The following is a 15,371-nucleotide window of genomic DNA, read 5'->3' on the forward strand; positions in this document are numbered from 1 at the left end:
CCTCGTCACGGATATCTTCTATGGACATGAACTGGCACCAGGCCCTGCAAGAGAGCCTGAGCTGGCTTGCAATCGCCTCGTTCATCACCCTCATCGGCTTCACCGCTGCAGCTTTCCTGGCCGTGCGCTACACGCGCTGGGGCAGCCAGTTCTGGCAGCTGGCGGGGCCTTACTTCACCTTCCGCCGCAGCTGGCGCCCGCTGCTGGTGTTCGGCCTGCTGCTGGTGCTGACGCTGTTCTCGGTGCGCCTGAACGTGCTGTTTTCGTTCTGGTACAACGGTTTCTACAGCGCCCTGCAGGCTCTCGACCAGACGGCCTTCTGGTACCTGCTGGGGGTGTTCGCAGTGCTGGCCACCATCCATGTGCTGCGTTCGCTGTTCACCTTCTACGTGACCCAGGCGTTCAGCATTCAATGGCGGGTGTGGCTGACCGAGCGCCTGACCGGCGACTGGATGAAAGGCGATGCCTATTACCGCGGCCGTTTCCTCGCCGAGCCGGTGGACAACCCCGACCAGCGTATCGAACTGGACGTCAGCGCGTTCGTCACTCATTCGGTGTCGCTGGCCCTGGGCGCGGTCAGCGCGCTGGTTTCGCTGGTGGCCTTTACTGGCATCCTCTGGGGCCTGTCGGCACCGCTGACGGTCGCAGGGTATGAAATACCCCGGGCGATGGTGTTTGCGGTGTACGTTTATGTGCTGATCGCCACCTGGATTGCCTTCCGCCTCGGCCAGCCGTTGATCCGCCTGAACTTCCTCAACGAAAAACTCACGGCGAACTTCCGTTATGCGCTGATGCGCCTGCGCGAGAACGCCGAGAACATCGCCTTCTACCAAGGCGCGCCGGTCGAACGGGCAACCTTGCTCGGACGCTTCGGGGCGCTGATCGCCAACGTCTGGGCGCTGGTGTTCCGGAACCTGAAGTTCAGCGGTTTCAACCTCGGTGTCAGCCAGGTGGCGGTGGTGTTCCCGTTCATCCTGCAGGCGCCACGCTTCTTCAGCGGGGCGATCAAGCTCGGTGACGTGATGCAGACCTCCCAGGCGTTCGGCCAGGTGCAGGATTCGCTGTCATTCTTCCGTGAGTCCTACGACACCTTTGCCCAGTACCGCGCCACCCTCGACCGTTTGACCGGCTTCCTCAATGCCAACGACCAGGCCAGTGCGCTGCCACGGGTGCTGACCAAAGACCAGCCACGCGCCCTGGATATCATTGGCCTGCAGGTGCTGCGCCCGGACGGGCATGCACTGATTGCCGACCTCGACCTGCGCCTGCAGGGCGGCCAGGCGCTGCTGATCAAAGGGCCGTCGGGCAGCGGCAAGACCACCTTGCTGCGCGCCCTGGCAGGCCTGTGGCCGTATGCCGAGGGCGAAGTCCTGCGGCCATCGGGGACCCAGGCGTTGTTCCTGTCGCAGCGGCCTTACCTGCCGCTGGGCGACTTGCGCACCGCCATTGCCTACCCGGCCGACAGCCGGCCGGAGGATGAAGCGCGCATGCAGCAGGCCCTGCGCGAGGTCAACCTGGCGCACCTGGCCGAGCGGCTGGCGGTGAGTTGCGACTGGTCGAACATTCTCTCGGTCGGTGAGCAGCAACGCCTGGCGTTTGCCCGGGTGCTGTTCAACCGGCCGCAGGTGGTGTTCCTCGATGAATCCACCTCGGCGATGGACGAAGGGCTGGAGCATGCGATGTATGCGTTGCTGCGTAAGGAGATGCCCGAGACCTTGCTGGTGAGCGTGGGGCATCGCAGCACCTTGGCCGACTTCCATACCCACCGGCTGGAAGTGGATGGGCAGGGCGGCTGGTCGCTGCGCCAGCAGGAGGTTCTGGCTTAACGTGCAGCAGATGGGTTGCCAGTGCCGGCCTCTTTGCAGGTTTATCCGCGAAGAGGCCGGCACTGGCAACCGAAGCTCAGGGCTGATGCTCGCTATCCAGCATCACGATCAGCTCAGCCCCTTCATTGCGCACATTCCCCACTTCCTTGCCCACCGCAAACCACTCGAACGCCTCCACCGGCAGGCACTGTTCCCGCGCCAGGCGTTCGGCCTCGTCGGCAGGTACCTCTGGGTCGATCCACGCCCGGGCATGCTCCGGGCTCAGCACCAGGGGCCGGCGGTCGTGGATATCGACCATCCCCGCATCGCTGGCGGCGGTGATGATCACGAAGCCATCGCCTTCGTTAGGCTCGCGCCCGGCACGCACCTCGGCCAGCGCCGCCATGAACATCGGGGCCTGGTTTTTCAGGCGAATGAAATAGGGTTGTTTACGCTTGGGGTCATGCGGGTCAGCCACCCACTCGTACCAGCCGTCAGCCATCACCAAAGCCCGCCCTTGCGGCCAAAGGGCCTTGAAGAACTTGCCGGAGGTCACCGTCTCGACCCGCGCGTTGATCGGTGCCGGCCGCTTGCCCGTGGCCCAGAACGGCGCCCAACCCCAATGGCAGGGGTCGATGCGCAGGCCATCGGTGGCGTGATGCAGGATCAGCACGCGGCTGCCGGGGGCGACGTTGTAGCGGCCGATCGGCACGTTGTCGTACCCGCTGATCACGTCCTGTTCGGCGTCCAGTTCACGCAGGTAGTCGGCCAGGCCCTGGTACTGGGCGAAGCGTCCACACATGGCATCTACCCCCACTTGTCGAAATATCCTGCGGCGAAATTGACCGGATGCCTGCTACGGCGTTTACTGTATATGCATACAGCTAAACATCAAGGCCGTCGCATGACTTTCATCCTGGGTCCCATCACGGGCGGCAGTGTTGCCGTGCCGCGCTATCTGTTCCGTGTCCCGGCGGGCTTTCCGTCACCTGCTGCCGACCACATGGAGCAGCCCATCTCGCTGGACGAGCTGCTCAACCTGCGGGCACCCCATATCTATCTGGTCAGGATAGACGGCGACAGCATGCAAGGTGCCGGCATCTTTGATGGCGACCTGGTGCTCGTCGACCGTTCGATCGAGGCGCGCCATGGCCATATCGTGATTGCCGCAGTCAATGGCGAGCCGCTGTGCAAGCGGCTGCAGTACGTCGCCGGGCAAGTGCTGCTGCGCTCGGAAAACCCGCGCTATGCGCCACGCTACCTCATGGAGGGTGACGACTTCATGATCTGGGGCGTGGTGACGTTCAGTGTGCGCAGCCATGAACCGGCTTAGCGCAGCAGCATCACTCCGACGAGGGTGGCGCCGGCAAAACCCGCCCCGACCAGGAAGGTCGCCTGGAACCCGGCGCCATCCCACAGCAGCCCGGCCACCACACTGGCGCCCAGCAGTGCCACCCCAGTCAGCAAGTTGAACAGGCCGAACGCGGTGCCACGCAGGCTGGCCGGTGCACGGTCGGCAATCAGCGCGGCGAAGATGCCCTGGGTGAACCCCAGGTGCAGGCCCCAGGCGGCAACCCCGAGCGCCAGCCCGGCCCAGCCTGGCATCAGGGCCAGCAACAGGTCGGCGGCGATCAGCAGGCCCAGCCCTGTCATCAGCACGCCACGGCGGCCGACGCGGTCTGACAGCGCGCCGGCCGGGTAGGCCGACAGCGAATAGGCCAGGGCCATGAGCACCAGCACCGCAGGCGCCCACAACGGCGCCAGGCCCATATCCTGGGCGCGCAGCAGCAGGAACGCCTCGCTGAACCGGGCCAGGGTGAACAGCATGGCCAGGCCGGTCAGGCGCCAGTAGGCCGGGCCCAGGCGCGCCAGTTCGTGCCATGCCAGCGGCGAGCGCACCGGCCGCGCGCTGGGCGCTGTCTCGGGCTCACGGACGAAGGCAACGAGAATGTACACGGCGACGAACGCCGGGATCACCGCCACCCAGAACACCGTCTGGAAATGGCTCGCCGTCAGCCACATCAGCCCGATCGCCAGCAATGGGCCGAGGAAAGCCCCCACGGTGTCCAGCGTCTGGCGCAGGCCGAATGCCGCGCCACGCAGTTCGGCCGGCGTCACGTCGGCGACCAGCGCATCGCGCGGGGCACCGCGGATGCCCTTGCCGATGCGGTCGACGAAGCGCGCCGCGGTCAGCCACTCCAGGCCGGAGGCCAGCGGGAACACCGGTTTGGTCAGCGCGCCCAGGCCGTAGCCCACCACCGTCAGCAGCTTGCGCTTGCCGAGGCGGTCGCTGAGTGCGCCGGAGAACACCTTGGTGATCGACGCGGTGGCCTCGGCGATACCCTCGATGAAGCCAACGGCGACCACCGACGTACCGAGCACGGTGACCATGTACAGCGGCAGCAGGGCGTGGATCATTTCCGAGGAGATGTCCATGAACATCGACACGAAGCCCAGCGCCCAGACGCTGCGAGGAATCTTCGGCAGGGCCTTGGCGGTGCTGCCTTGTTCGGACTTTTCGCCACTGTGCATCGGAAGCCTCGATGGGGTTGTCACAGTTCGAAACTGTAGGACTGCGTGCGCAGGATGCAAATCGGATGAGTGGCGGGAGGCATGGGCAAGGCGTTGTGATTAACTGTATATAAATACAGTATTGATGATGTTTGCAATGAAGCCTACCCCAGTTTTTGCCCTGATTGATTGCAACAGTTTCTACGCCAGCTGCGAGCGGGTGTTTCGCCCGGACCTGCAACGTACGCCCATCGTCGTGCTCAGCAACAATGACGGCTGCGTCGTCGCTCGCAGCGCCGAGGCCAAGCCTTTGGTGAAGATGGGTCAACCGTACTTCCAGGTCAAAGACCTGTTGCGTCGGCATGGTGTGGTGGCGTTTTCCTCCAACTATGCGTTGTACGGTGACATGAGCCAGCGGGTAATGACGGTCATCGAGGGCATGGTCCCGGCGCTGGAGGTGTATTCCATCGACGAAGCCTTCGCTGACCTGTCCGGTATGCCCGGCGATCTGGACCGCCTCGGCCGTGACATCCGCGCCAGGGTGTTCAAGCACACCGGCATCCCGGTGGGGGTCGGTATCGCTGGCACCAAGACCCTGGCCAAGCTGGCCAACCACGCGGCCAAGCGCTGGTCGGTGCACAGCGGCTGGGTGGTCGATCTGCGCGACCCGCTGCGTTACGAGCGGGTGCTGAAACGCTGTGATGTGTCGGAAGTCTGGGGCATCGGCAAACGGCTTACGGCACACCTGCAAGCGATGGGCATCCGCACTGCCTGGGACCTGTCCCGCGCGAACCCCGGCCTGCTGCGCAAGACCTTCAGCGTGGTGGTGGAAAAGACCGCCCGCGAACTGGCCGGCACGCCGTGCCTGCAACTGGAGGAGGTCGACCCGCCACGCCAGGAAATCTGCTGCAGCCGCATGTTCGGCCAGCGCCTGACCGACCTTGCGCCGCTCAAGGAAGCCGTGGCCACCTACGTGATGCGGGCGGCGGAAAAATTGCGCAAGCAGCGCTCATTGGCGCAGCGGATGCGGGTGAGTATCCGCACCGGCATGTTCAACCCCGATGAACCGCGCTACGCCAACGGCGTGGTGGTGCAGCTGCCGTACCCGACCGATGACGAGCGGTTGCTGACACGCATGGCGCTGGAAGCGGTGGAGCGGGTGTATCGCGAGGGGTTTCGCTACAGCAAGGCCGAGGTGTTGCTGATGGAATTGTGCCAGCGTGGGGAGGTGACCGCTGATCTGTTTACGCCGACGCAGAGCGTGAAGGCCGAGCGGGTGATGCAGGTGATCGACGGCGTCAACGGGCGCTGGGGGAGGGGGACGCTGCGCAGTGCGGCGGTGCCGGCGGCGGCGCAGTGGGCGATGCGGCGGGAATTGATGAGTGCGGGGTTTACCACGATATTTGAGCAGCTTTGGACCATTCCGGCACGGTGACTCAAAACTGGACAGCGCGATGGCAAAACGCTGGCTTTGCTAGTCCTATCTAAGCCACACGTGGCTGGGGCTGTGCTCCAAGGTCCGGAAAAGGGATAGCTGATTGTTGATAGGGCCGCAGACCCGGCCCGTTCTGGTTTTGTAGGGGTTGGTGAGGCGAGGGTCGCAAGCCAATCAGCGCGCCTGAAGAACCTCACGAAACACATCCGGGCGAGAAGCCGCAATGTGCAGAAGAGACCGCGCTGCCCCCGACGGCATACGTCAGGGTCGTTGGCCAGATAGGACATGAATGCCCCGTGCTCTTCCTCGCTCCAGTAGTTGGGCCATTGCCAGGAGAATAGTGGCGCTTCAATGATCGTCAGCCTACTGCATCCCTACGTCTTTGACGTAGATATTTTGCTTTGCCTACCTGAGATCAAGAAGCGAGCGGTTGTATCGAGAGGTTGCTGAGAGGGTGGTTTGGTTTGAGATCGCCGGGGCTGCTGTGCAGCCCATCGCAGGCAAGCCAGCTCCCACAGGTGCAGCGCTGTTTTCGAGGCTGGCGCTGTACCTGTGGGAGCTGGCTTGCCTGCGATGGGCCGCGCAGCGGCCCCGGCGATCTTAAATGCTCAGCCGCACTGCCAGCGCCGCCAAGGTTACCAGGAGCACGGGCACTGTCAGCAGCACGCCGACCTTGAAGTAATACCCCCAGCCAATCGTCACCCCCTTGCGCGCCAGCACATGCAGCCAGAGCAAGGTCGCCAGGCTGCCGATCGGCGTAATCTTCGGCCCCAGGTCGCAGCCGATCACGTTGGCGTAGATCATCGCCTCGCGGACCACGCCGTGCGCCTCGCTGGCGTGGATCGACAGAGCGCCGATCAGCACGCTGGGCAGGTTGTTCATCACCGAGGATAGCAGCGCGGCAATCAGCCCGGTGCCCAGCGATGCAGCCCACAGGCCATGCCCGGCCAGGCCGTTCAGTACCTGGGTCAGCGAGTCGGTCAGGCCGGCATTGCGCAGCCCGTAGACCACCAGGTACATGCCCAGCGAGAACACCACGATGTGCCACGGCGCCTCGCGCAGCACGCGGCGGGTCATGATGACGTGGCCGCGCGCAGCCACCGCGAACAGCACCAGCGCCCCCGCAGCGGAAACGGCGCTGACCGGGATGCCAAGCGGCTCCAGCACGAACAACCCGGCCAGCAGGCCTACAAGCACTACCCAGCCGACGCGGAAGGTAGCGCGATCGCGGATGGCCAGGGCCGGTAGCTTGAGGTCCTCGGCAGTGTATCGGGCCGGGATGTCACGGCGAAAATACAACCAAAGCACCAGCAGCGTGGCCGCCACCGCCACCAGGTTCACCGGCACCATCACCGAAGCGTAGGCATTGAAACCGAGGCCGAAGTAGTCCGCTGAAACAATGTTCACCAGGTTCGACACGACCAACGGCAGGCTGGCTGTGTCGGCAATGAAACCGGCACCCATGACGAAGGCGAGGGTTGCTGCGGGTGAGAAACGCAGGGCCAGCAGCATCGACATGACGATCGGGGTGAGGATCAGCGCTGCCCCGTCATTGGCGAACAATGCCGACACCGCAGCCCCCAGCAGTACCATGAAAGCGAACAGCCTGCGCCCGTCGCCGCGCGCCCAGCGTGCCACGTGCAGCGCTGTCCATTCGAAGAAACCGGCCTCATCCAGCAACAGGCTGATGACGATCAGGGCGATGAAGGTGCCGGTGGCGTTCCAGATGATCGCCCACACGGTGGGGATGTCCTGCACTGAGACCACCCCGAACAACAGCGCCAGCACGGCGCCAAGGGTGGCGCTCCAGCCGACGCCGAGGCCCTTGGGCTGCCAGATGACCAGGGTCAGGGTGAACAGGAAGATCAGTGCGGCTGGGAGCATGGGCAAGGGATTCGTTGAGGAAGTGGGTCGACGTGAAGCGTCTGTGGGTTGTACCTGAAATCGTACCGTTCAACTACAAGGATCTGACTGGCCAAATGGATGGCCGGGGTTGCTCGCGAGCATGCTGAAGACGCCTAGAAGGCAAACGGCAGCCACTAGTTCAAGACACCGCGATGGTCCAGCCACGCTTCGAAGCGGGTAAAGGTGTCGATGGCGGCCTGCATTGTAGTGGCCTGTTCTGCAGCCGGTGCCCGGCCAAGCCGCTCCAGGAAGCTTCGCCAGTAGCTGCCGGTCCGTTCGCCATACACGTCGAGAAAGGCTGCACCGCTGTCGTGGCCGATGCCCAGCCGCTCGGCCATCGCCCGCTTGAGCACCTGGCCACCCATGGTCGAGCCCTCCAGCACGTACATCACGCCCAGTGCGCTGGCCTCGTCGCGGATGGCCGGCAGTGCCTGGCACAGCGGCAGGGCGCCGATGTCGGCTTCACTCAGGCCCAAGGCCAGCAGGTCGCGGGCCAAGGTTGGGGCCTTGTGGCGCTCTCGTCCCTGGTAATCGCTCAAGCGATGTTCCAGGGGAAGGTGAAAACCGTAGTAGGCCTGCAGCAGGCGCCGATAGTCAGCGCTATCGAAGCTTGGGCTGAAGAACGGCAGGCGCGCCTCCAGCGACTTGTGGCAGTCACGGGTGCCTTCGCGCAGGGCGAGCAGCAAAGGGCTGGGCGTAGTGGTGGGCATCGATCTGGCTCTGGTGGCATTTTGCCTAGGTAGGAGTGGCGATGCTAACTCGACGTTCCGCCCTGGCGTGACTTTGTTGCGGTAAAAAAGTGGCTGGCATGTTAAACCAGTCGGCCTGACTTTTAATGAAGAACGCCTTGGTGAAAGCCGTACGCCTGACCTTGCTCTGCCATGCCCTGACCCCGACCCAGAAAAACGGGCGCCTGGCGCAGCCCGACGACGGCATTTTGCCGTTGGCCCTCGAGTCCTTGGCGCCTACTCCCGGCATGCAACTGCTGGCTGCGCCTGAGCGGCGCGCACAGGAAACGGCGCTGCGCCTCTCATCGCAGGTGCAGAGCGTACCGGCATTGGCCGATTGCGCCCTTGGCCATTGGCAGGGTTTGCCACTCAAACAGTTGCAGGCCGAGCAGCCTGAAGCGTTGGCGCTGTGGCTCGACGACCCGCTCAGTGCGCCCCCTGGCGGTGAGTCGTTTGCCCAGGTGTGCGAGCGTGTAAAGGCATGGTTGATGGCCTTCGACAGGCCGGGTGAGTGGCTGGCGGTGACTCACCCCTGGGTGATCCGCGCTGCGCTGGTGGCGGTGCTGGAATGCCCGCTGGCTGCCGCACAGCGTATCGATGTGCTGCCGTTGTCGCGGGTCGAGTTGAGCTTTGCCGGGCAGTGGCGCTTGCGTCTGGGTTGAGCAAGCGCCGGTTGCCAGGTCAGAACACCAGCTTGTAGCCGATCAGCAGCAACATGGTCGCCAGGCAAGGGCGCAGGACGCGATCCGAGATCCGCCCGGTGAGGTGGCTGCCAAGGTAGATGCCCGGCAGCGAGCCCAGCAGCAGGTAACCCAGCAGCGACCAGTCCATGTTGCCCATGCCGGCGTGGCCGATACCGGCAACCAGGGTCAGGGGGACGGCATGGGCGATTTCGGTGCCAACCAGGCGACGGGTGGCCAGGAACGGGTAGAGCAGGAACAGCGCCACGGTGCCCAGGGCGCCGGCACCGATCGAGGTCAGGGTGACCATGACGCCCAGCAGTACGCCGGTCAGCACAGTGAGAACGTTCAGGCTGCGGTCGCTGAGGTGATAGTGGTCACCTGCATGACGGCTGGCGAACGCTTGCAGGCGCGACTTGAACAGGATTGCCAGGGCGGTGAGGATCAGCACCACCGCCAGGCCCTGCTTGATAATGGCGTTCAGCGCCGTGGTGTCGGTGTGCAGGGTGCTGAGGAACCACAGGGTCAGGGCTGCCGCCGGTACGCTACCGAGGCTGAGCAGGCCGGTGATCTTCCAGTCGATGTTCTTCTGCCGGGCATGCACCCAGACGCCACTGCCCTTGGTGATCGCCGCATACAACAAGTCGGTGCCCACGGCAGTCGCCGGGTTGATGCCGAACCACAGCAGGATCGGGGTCATCAGTGAGCCACCGCCGACGCCGGTCATGCCGACGATGAAACCCACAACCAGTCCGGCAATGGTGAAACCGAAAGAACCTACATCCATACGCTACTCGACTGCCCAGCTTTGCCCGTTATCGGATGGGTGCCAGCATATAGGGAGTTTTTATAGCCAAATAGACTTGTTCGTTATTAGGTTATAACCGTGATGACTTGTGCGGGCCTGGCTGGTGATTGCCGGCGCCTGGGAGATCGAGCGCCGCGCGGGCGGCGCTCGATTTCGGCCCCAACAAAAGCCTCAAACCCTACGCAAAGGCGCCCCTCAGATGCGGAAGCTGCCCACCAGCTGCTTCAGCCGCCCGGCCTGTTGAGCGAGCGCGTCGCAATGCTGCAGGGTCTGGTTGAGGTTTTGCACCCCTTGCTGGTTCAGCGCGTTGATCTGGGTGATGTCCAGGTTCAGGCTCTCGACCACTGCGGTCTGCTCCTCGGTAGCGGTGGCCACCGATTGGTTCATGCCGTCGATTTCACCGATGCGCTCGGTGACACTGGCCAGGCGTTCACCGGCCTGGTTGGCCACCTGCACGGTCTGTTCGCTCGATACCTGGCTGGTATTCATGGTGTGCACCGCCTCACGCGAGCCTACCTGCAGGCTGGTGATCATGCGGTGGATTTCCTCGGCCGATTCCTGGGTGCGGTGTGCCAGGTTGCGTACCTCGTCGGCGACCACGGCAAAGCCGCGCCCGGCCTCACCGGCGCGGGCGGCTTCGATGGCGGCGTTGAGCGCCAGCAGGTTGGTCTGCTGGGAAATGCCCTTGATCACGTCGAGAATCTTGCCGATCTCATCGGTGCTGGCATTGAGGGTTTCGATCTGCTGGCACGATTCGCTGATGCGCTGGGAAAGTGCAGTCATGGCGCTGATCGCCTGCTCGACCACTTCACGGCCGCCGTGGGCCTGTTCACTGGCACCGCTGGCGTGTTGCGAGGCGTCGGCCGCATTGCGGGCGATTTCCTGGGTCGCGGCGCCCAGCTGGTTGATGGCCGCGGCCACGCTGTTGGTGCGCATGCTCTGTTCTTCGGAGCCGATGATCGAGGCGTTGGAGGCGTCGACGACTTTTTCCGACAGGTCGTGCACCAGGCGGGTGGCCGAAGAGACTTCGCTGATCGAGGTGTGGATACGCTCGACGAAGCGGTTGAACGAGCTGGCCAGTTCGCCGAATTCGTCCTTGTGCTGCACCTCGAGCCGGCGGGTCAGGTCGCCTTCACCTTCGGCAATGTCACGCATGGCGCGGCCCATGGTGGTCAGCGGGCGCATCAGCACCGGGATCAGCAGGCCCAGCAGCACGGCGATGGCGACCACGGCGATGAGCATGGCGATGATCGCTGAAGTTCGGAACTGGCTGAGTGCAGCGTAGGCTTTGTCCTTGTCGATCGACAGGCCGATGTACCACTGCGCCGACGGCAGGCCGGCCACCGGGGCGAACGAGATCAGCCGTTCCTGACCGTTGAGGGTGACGTCCTGCATGCCAGCGGCCACCCGCAGGCCGCTGCCGGGGTAGATGTCCTTGAGGTTCTTCATCAGCTGGTCTTTGTCCGGGCTGACGATCACCTGGCCACTGCTGTCGGCGAGGAAGGCGTGGCCGATGCCACCGAAGTCGACCGAGTTGATGATCTCGACCAAGGTGTCGAGGGTCAGGTCACCGCCGACCACGCCGATCAGCTCGCCGTTACGCTTGCTTTTCACCGGTACCGCGATGGTGACCATGAGGCCACCGACTGCGCCCTGGTAGGGGGCGGTGAGCACGGTCTGGCCAGCGCTGGCCGCGCTGCTGTACCACGGCCGCTGGCGAGGGTCGTAGCCGGCCGGCATCTGTGTGTCAGGGCGCTGGGTGAAGGCGCCGTTGGCCTGGCCCAGATAGGTGAAAAGGAAATTTCGCGTATAGGAAGGCTGCTCGATCAGCCCGCCCAGGGTCTCTCCTGCCCCTTGTTCGGCAATGTCCTGCGCCAGGTTTTCCAGCACCAGGATGCGCCCGCTCATCCAGTTCTGCACGCTGCTGGCGGTCAGCGCGCCAGACTGTTGCACGGACGATTCGATATTCTGGCGAAGGGTGTTGCGTTGCAGGTAATCGTTGTAGAGCGTGAACAGTGCAAAGGCCAGCACCACGACACCGCAGGCGCTGAGAAGAATCTTGTGGCGAAATTTCAGGTTCATGTTTCGAGACCTTGAGCCAAGGATGGGAAGGGCGCCGCGTGCTTGTGGCGAAAAGGCGAGTCCTGTCCTACGTGTTATCGGCGCGCTTGGTAAAAGGTTGAAACAATTAGCTATTTGCCTGGCACACCGACGACGGACGGTGGGCTAGCCCGCGGCCAGCAGCTCGATCAGCAGGCGAGCGCCCTGGTGCAGCGGGTGCTGCTTGCGCCAGGAAACATGGATTGGCAGCTGCAGTTCGTTGCGGGTATTGCCAAATTGCAGGCGCACCAGGCGCCCGGCCGCGACCAGCGGCGCGACCCGGGCCAGTGGCAGGTCGCCCCAGCCAAGGCCGGCTTCGACCATCTGCAGGGCCAGGTCGAAACTGTCGGTGGACCAGTGCGTGGCGCCGATCAGTGGGCGTGGGTCGAGCAGTGGCAGGTCGCGGCTGCGGACCAGGATCTGGCGCACATTGACCAGGTCCTCGAGGTAGTGGATACGGCCTTCGAGCAGGGCCGGGTGGGTGGGTGACAAGGTGGCTACCAGCGTTTCCATGCCGATGTGCTGGAAACTGCGCCGGGCATCGACCTGCAAGCCGGCAAACGCCAGGCACAGGTCGACGCGGCCGCTGTCGAGCAGCTGCAGGGCTTCTTCCTGGGGAGCGCTGAGCAACTGGATGTCGAGCAACGGGTAGCGGGCACCGAGGTTGGCGATGGCGGCGAGCAACGGGCGATGGTCGATATCCGGGACCACGGCGAGGGTAAGGCTGCTTTCCAGGCCCTGGGACAGTTCCAGCGCGTGCACCTGCAGCAAGCCCAGTTGCTCGGCGATCAGCCGTGCATGGGGCTCGAGTGCCAACGCCTGGGCGGTGGCGCGGACTTCGCGCGAGCCGCGCTCGAACAGCGTGTAGCCCAGTTCGGCTTCGAGGTTGCCGATGGCCATGCTCACCGCCGAGGGCACCCGGTGCAGGGCGCGGGCAGCGGCGGAAAACGAGCCGCGGTCGAGCACGGCGAGAAACAGCTGGATGTTGTCGCTGGAAAAGTTCATGTGCGCCTCCTGTCAGTCAATCTGAAGGCTGCTGACTTTTCCTGTCAAGCCAGGTGAATCATCCTTGCGCTGTTGAAATCGACCCATGAGGTAACCCGTGCAGGGCGTCAAACGCAAACTGGTCTACGTGACCGCCTATGAACTGATCGGCCTGTGCATGTCGACGCTGGGGCTGGCCTACCTGTCCGACACCCAGGCTTCGCACACCGGGCCGCTGGCGGTGATGATCACCACCATCGCCATGCTCTGGAACCTGATCTACAACAGCCTCTTCGAGTACTGGGAGAGCCGCCAGGCCACCCGTGGGCGCAGCGTGGCGCGGCGGGTGGCGCATGCCATCGGTTTTCAGCTGACCTTGGTGGTGTACCTGATTCCGCTGATTGCCTGGTGGCTGGACATGAGCCTGGTGGAGGCGTTGCTGGTGGACCTGGCGTTCATCATTCTGATCCCTTGCTACACCTTCGCCTACAACTGGGCGTTCGACCGGATCTTTGGTTTGCCGACTTCGGCCATGGCCGCAGCCTGATGCTGGTCGGCATGAGTAGCTAGGGTAGGCGAATCAGCAATGATTCCTGGGCGGCTGGTGCTGGCCGCTGCGGTGTCTGCTGCTCCATGGATGGCTGGGGCGCGGTGGCCAGCAGGCTGTCCTCGACCTGCCCCGACAAGTAGTACACCCCCGCCAGGGCGCCGCTCTGGCGGTTCTCCATCAGCTCCTGCCATTCCTGGTTGAGCGCGACATTGAGGATGACCCGCAGTTGCTCGACCATCTGCGGCTGGTCACGGTTGTGGGACATGATGCCGTAGCCGGTCGCCGCGATCGAGATCATCGCGCCGGCCACCTTGCCCACGGCACTGGCGACGGCACTGGCGATGCCGCGAGGCGCCAGGGTGGCGCCGAGCTTCTCACTGGCATTGGTGGCCACGGACGACAAGCTCACATCGGTTTTCCCCGGGCCTTTGGCGGCCTGCTTGTGCAAGTGCTCGCGCAACGCCAGCCAGGCCGGTTGCTGCTCGAGCGGCTTGGCCCGCAGCAATTGATAGAGCGAGGCATTGCGGGCGGGTGGCGGCCCCAGGTTGATCGCCGGGATGCGATTCAGGCGCTGGCTGAGCTCCTCGGGGGCGGCATTGTAGCGCTGGATGATAGCCGGCAGCTGCTGGCCGAGCAGTTGCACGTACAGCTCGCAGGCACGATCGCGGATACCCTCGGGGTTGATCTGTTCGGCCACCGGTTCGATCACCCGCTCGTGATACTGCTCCTGCAGATACAGCGCCAGGCGCTTCTCAGCAGGCTCGCGGCCTTCGCCGCTGTCGAGCTTGTACCAGGCCACTTTCATGGTCAGCCATTGCTGGGTCCAGTAACCGGTGAACCAGGGGATGAAGTCGTGTTCGGTACGTTGCTGCACCTGCTCCTTCCACACCCGCATCGAGCGCCGTGCGTAGTCGTTGGCCGAGCCGGCGGCACCAACCGAAGCCTCGATCAGTTCCTGGTCAATGCGCTGCCAGGTGGCGGGGTCGAGCACCGCTGGAGGCGGCGGGGGCGGCGAGCGTTTGCCGGCGCAGCCGGCGATGGCCAGCAACAGGCACAGCAGAACCAGTAGTCGTCGGCTCACTCGGCTGCCTCCCGGGGGCTAGAGGCTGGGTGGTCATCCGAGTATAGGGTGGGGCTCAGGGGGCTGCCGTGCAGCCCATCGGCCTTGGTCAGTCGAGGTCGAGCTTGTCTTCCAGGCGGTCGAGATGATCATGCATCAAGGCCAGCGCCGCCCCTGCATCACCGGCTTCCACGGCATCGATGATCGCTGCATGTTCCTCCCAGGCGCAGTGCTCACAGCAAGGCGATTCATAGCGGGCGATGATCAGCGAGGTCATTGGTACAAGGCCGTTGAGAAAGCGCGCCAGCGGAGCGTTGGCCGCCACCTGGGCGAGCTTGAGGTGAAACTCGCCGCCCAGGCGGATGGCGGCACAGCGCTCGCCGCGTTCATGGTGATGGCGCTCGCGCTCGACCAGTTGGCGCAGCTGGCGGATCTGCACGGGCCGTGCCCGCTGCGCGGCCAGGCTGATCAAGGTGGTTTCGGCCAGGCGTCGGGCGCTGAGCACCTGGCGCGCCTGCTCAGGGTCGGGTGCAGCCAGGTGGGCGGTGTGGCTGGGGCGCTGCACCACCACTTGCTGGTCCGACAGGCGCCCGAGCACCCGGCGGATCACCGTGCGGCTGACGCCAAAGGCATTCCCCAGGGCCTGTTCGGGCAGCAGGCTGCCAGGCGGCAGGCGCTGTTCGAGGATCGCGTCGAACAGGCGCGGGTAGATCTGCTCGGCCGACAGGCGGGTCTCGCCAGCGGCGAGCAGGGCAGGCAGGCGGGGGGCGGCGTGGGCGCAGGCGGTCATGGTCGCTCTCCAAGG

At 64.5% G+C, this 15,371-nt stretch carries 14 protein-coding genes and 2 pseudogenes; 5 read left to right on the forward strand and 11 right to left on the reverse strand.

The genetic code is table 11. The annotated features are described in order from the left end of the window. Nucleotides 1-20 precede the first annotated feature (20 nt). The gene (locus tag L6D64_RS03365) at nt 21-1,826 is read left to right on the forward strand and encodes an ABC transporter ATP-binding protein/permease (protein ID WP_176506183.1); all 1,806 of its coding nucleotides are present in this window, start codon (nt 21-23) and stop codon (nt 1,824-1,826) included. A gap of 76 nt (nt 1,827-1,902) precedes the next feature. Here L6D64_RS03365 and L6D64_RS03370 read toward each other — a convergent pair whose 3' ends face one another. Then, entirely contained in the window at nt 1,903-2,607 is a 705-nt protein-coding gene (locus L6D64_RS03370) for an SOS response-associated peptidase family protein (protein WP_176506184.1), read from the reverse strand. A gap of 102 nt (nt 2,608-2,709) precedes the next feature. Between L6D64_RS03370 and L6D64_RS03375 the strand changes: the two genes are divergently transcribed. Further along, nucleotides 2,710-3,138 carry a LexA family protein gene (locus L6D64_RS03375; protein WP_176506185.1) on the forward strand — a complete coding sequence of 143 codons (429 nt, stop codon included), beginning with the start codon at nt 2,710-2,712 and terminating at the stop codon, nt 3,136-3,138. Here L6D64_RS03375 and L6D64_RS03380 read toward each other — a convergent pair. Beyond that, on the reverse strand, nt 3,135-4,337 hold the full coding sequence (locus tag L6D64_RS03380; RefSeq protein ID WP_176506186.1) for an MFS transporter: 1,203 nt from the start codon (nt 4,335-4,337) through the stop codon (nt 3,135-3,137). The genes L6D64_RS03375 and L6D64_RS03380 overlap by 4 nt on opposite strands. Nucleotides 4,338-4,464: 127 nt before the next feature. Between L6D64_RS03380 and L6D64_RS03385 the strand changes: the two genes are divergently transcribed. Beyond that, complete coding sequence (locus tag L6D64_RS03385) at nt 4,465-5,751, forward strand: Y-family DNA polymerase (protein WP_371870287.1); 1,287 nt, start codon at nt 4,465-4,467, stop codon at nt 5,749-5,751. A gap of 174 nt (nt 5,752-5,925) precedes the next feature. Here L6D64_RS03385 and L6D64_RS28360 read toward each other — a convergent pair. From L6D64_RS28360 to L6D64_RS03395, 3 genes and pseudogenes are all read right to left on the reverse strand, one after another. Then, nucleotides 5,926-6,012, reverse strand: a pseudogene (locus L6D64_RS28360) (helix-turn-helix domain-containing protein); the annotation flags it as partial. A gap of 339 nt (nt 6,013-6,351) precedes the next feature. After that, nucleotides 6,352-7,635 (reverse strand): arsenic transporter, encoded by a 1,284-nt coding sequence (locus L6D64_RS03390; protein WP_176506188.1) that lies wholly within the window; start codon nt 7,633-7,635, stop codon nt 6,352-6,354. 155 nt (nt 7,636-7,790) lie between these two features. Next, nucleotides 7,791-8,366, reverse strand: a complete 576-nt coding sequence (locus L6D64_RS03395; RefSeq protein WP_176506189.1) for a biliverdin-producing heme oxygenase — start codon at nt 8,364-8,366, stop codon at nt 7,791-7,793. Between the two features lie 140 nt (nt 8,367-8,506). Here L6D64_RS03395 and L6D64_RS03400 point away from each other — a divergent pair, with 140 nt between their 5' ends. Continuing rightward, the gene (locus L6D64_RS03400) at nt 8,507-9,046 is read left to right on the forward strand and encodes a histidine phosphatase family protein (protein WP_176506198.1); all 540 of its coding nucleotides are present in this window, start codon (nt 8,507-8,509) and stop codon (nt 9,044-9,046) included. Between the two features lie 19 nt (nt 9,047-9,065). Here the strand turns inward: L6D64_RS03400 and L6D64_RS03405 are convergent, their stop codons facing one another. From L6D64_RS03405 to L6D64_RS03415, 4 genes and pseudogenes are all read right to left on the reverse strand, one after another. After that, complete coding sequence (locus L6D64_RS03405; RefSeq protein ID WP_176506190.1) at nt 9,066-9,851, reverse strand: sulfite exporter TauE/SafE family protein; 786 nt, start codon at nt 9,849-9,851, stop codon at nt 9,066-9,068. Nucleotides 9,852-10,067: 216 nt separating this feature from the next. Then, complete coding sequence (locus L6D64_RS28415; protein ID WP_371263233.1) at nt 10,068-10,808, reverse strand: methyl-accepting chemotaxis protein; 741 nt, start codon at nt 10,806-10,808, stop codon at nt 10,068-10,070. A gap of 117 nt (nt 10,809-10,925) precedes the next feature. Continuing rightward, a pseudogene (gene mcpA, locus L6D64_RS28420) lies at nt 10,926-11,954 on the reverse strand (methyl-accepting chemotaxis protein McpA); the annotation flags it as partial. A 144-nt stretch (nt 11,955-12,098) separates the two neighbouring features. Beyond that, nucleotides 12,099-12,977, reverse strand: a complete 879-nt coding sequence (locus L6D64_RS03415; RefSeq protein WP_236192330.1) for a LysR family transcriptional regulator — start codon at nt 12,975-12,977, stop codon at nt 12,099-12,101. 97 nt (nt 12,978-13,074) lie between these two features. Between L6D64_RS03415 and L6D64_RS03420 the strand changes: the two genes are divergently transcribed. Further along, nucleotides 13,075-13,503, forward strand: coding sequence for a PACE efflux transporter (locus L6D64_RS03420; protein WP_176507431.1), 429 nt, complete (start codon nt 13,075-13,077; stop codon nt 13,501-13,503). 19 nt (nt 13,504-13,522) lie between these two features. Here L6D64_RS03420 and L6D64_RS03425 read toward each other — a convergent pair whose 3' ends face one another. Both L6D64_RS03425 and L6D64_RS03430 read right to left on the reverse strand, forming a co-directional pair. Next, entirely contained in the window at nt 13,523-14,587 is a 1,065-nt protein-coding gene (locus L6D64_RS03425) for a hypothetical protein (protein ID WP_176507432.1), read from the reverse strand. Between the two features lie 88 nt (nt 14,588-14,675). Further along, on the reverse strand, nt 14,676-15,356 hold the full coding sequence (locus L6D64_RS03430) for a GntR family transcriptional regulator (RefSeq protein WP_176507433.1): 681 nt from the start codon (nt 15,354-15,356) through the stop codon (nt 14,676-14,678). Nucleotides 15,357-15,371: the final 15 nt, after the last annotated feature.

The organism is Pseudomonas urethralis, from assembly GCF_021602465.1.
GTDB lineage: Bacteria > Pseudomonadota > Gammaproteobacteria > Pseudomonadales > Pseudomonadaceae > Aquipseudomonas > Aquipseudomonas vlassakiae.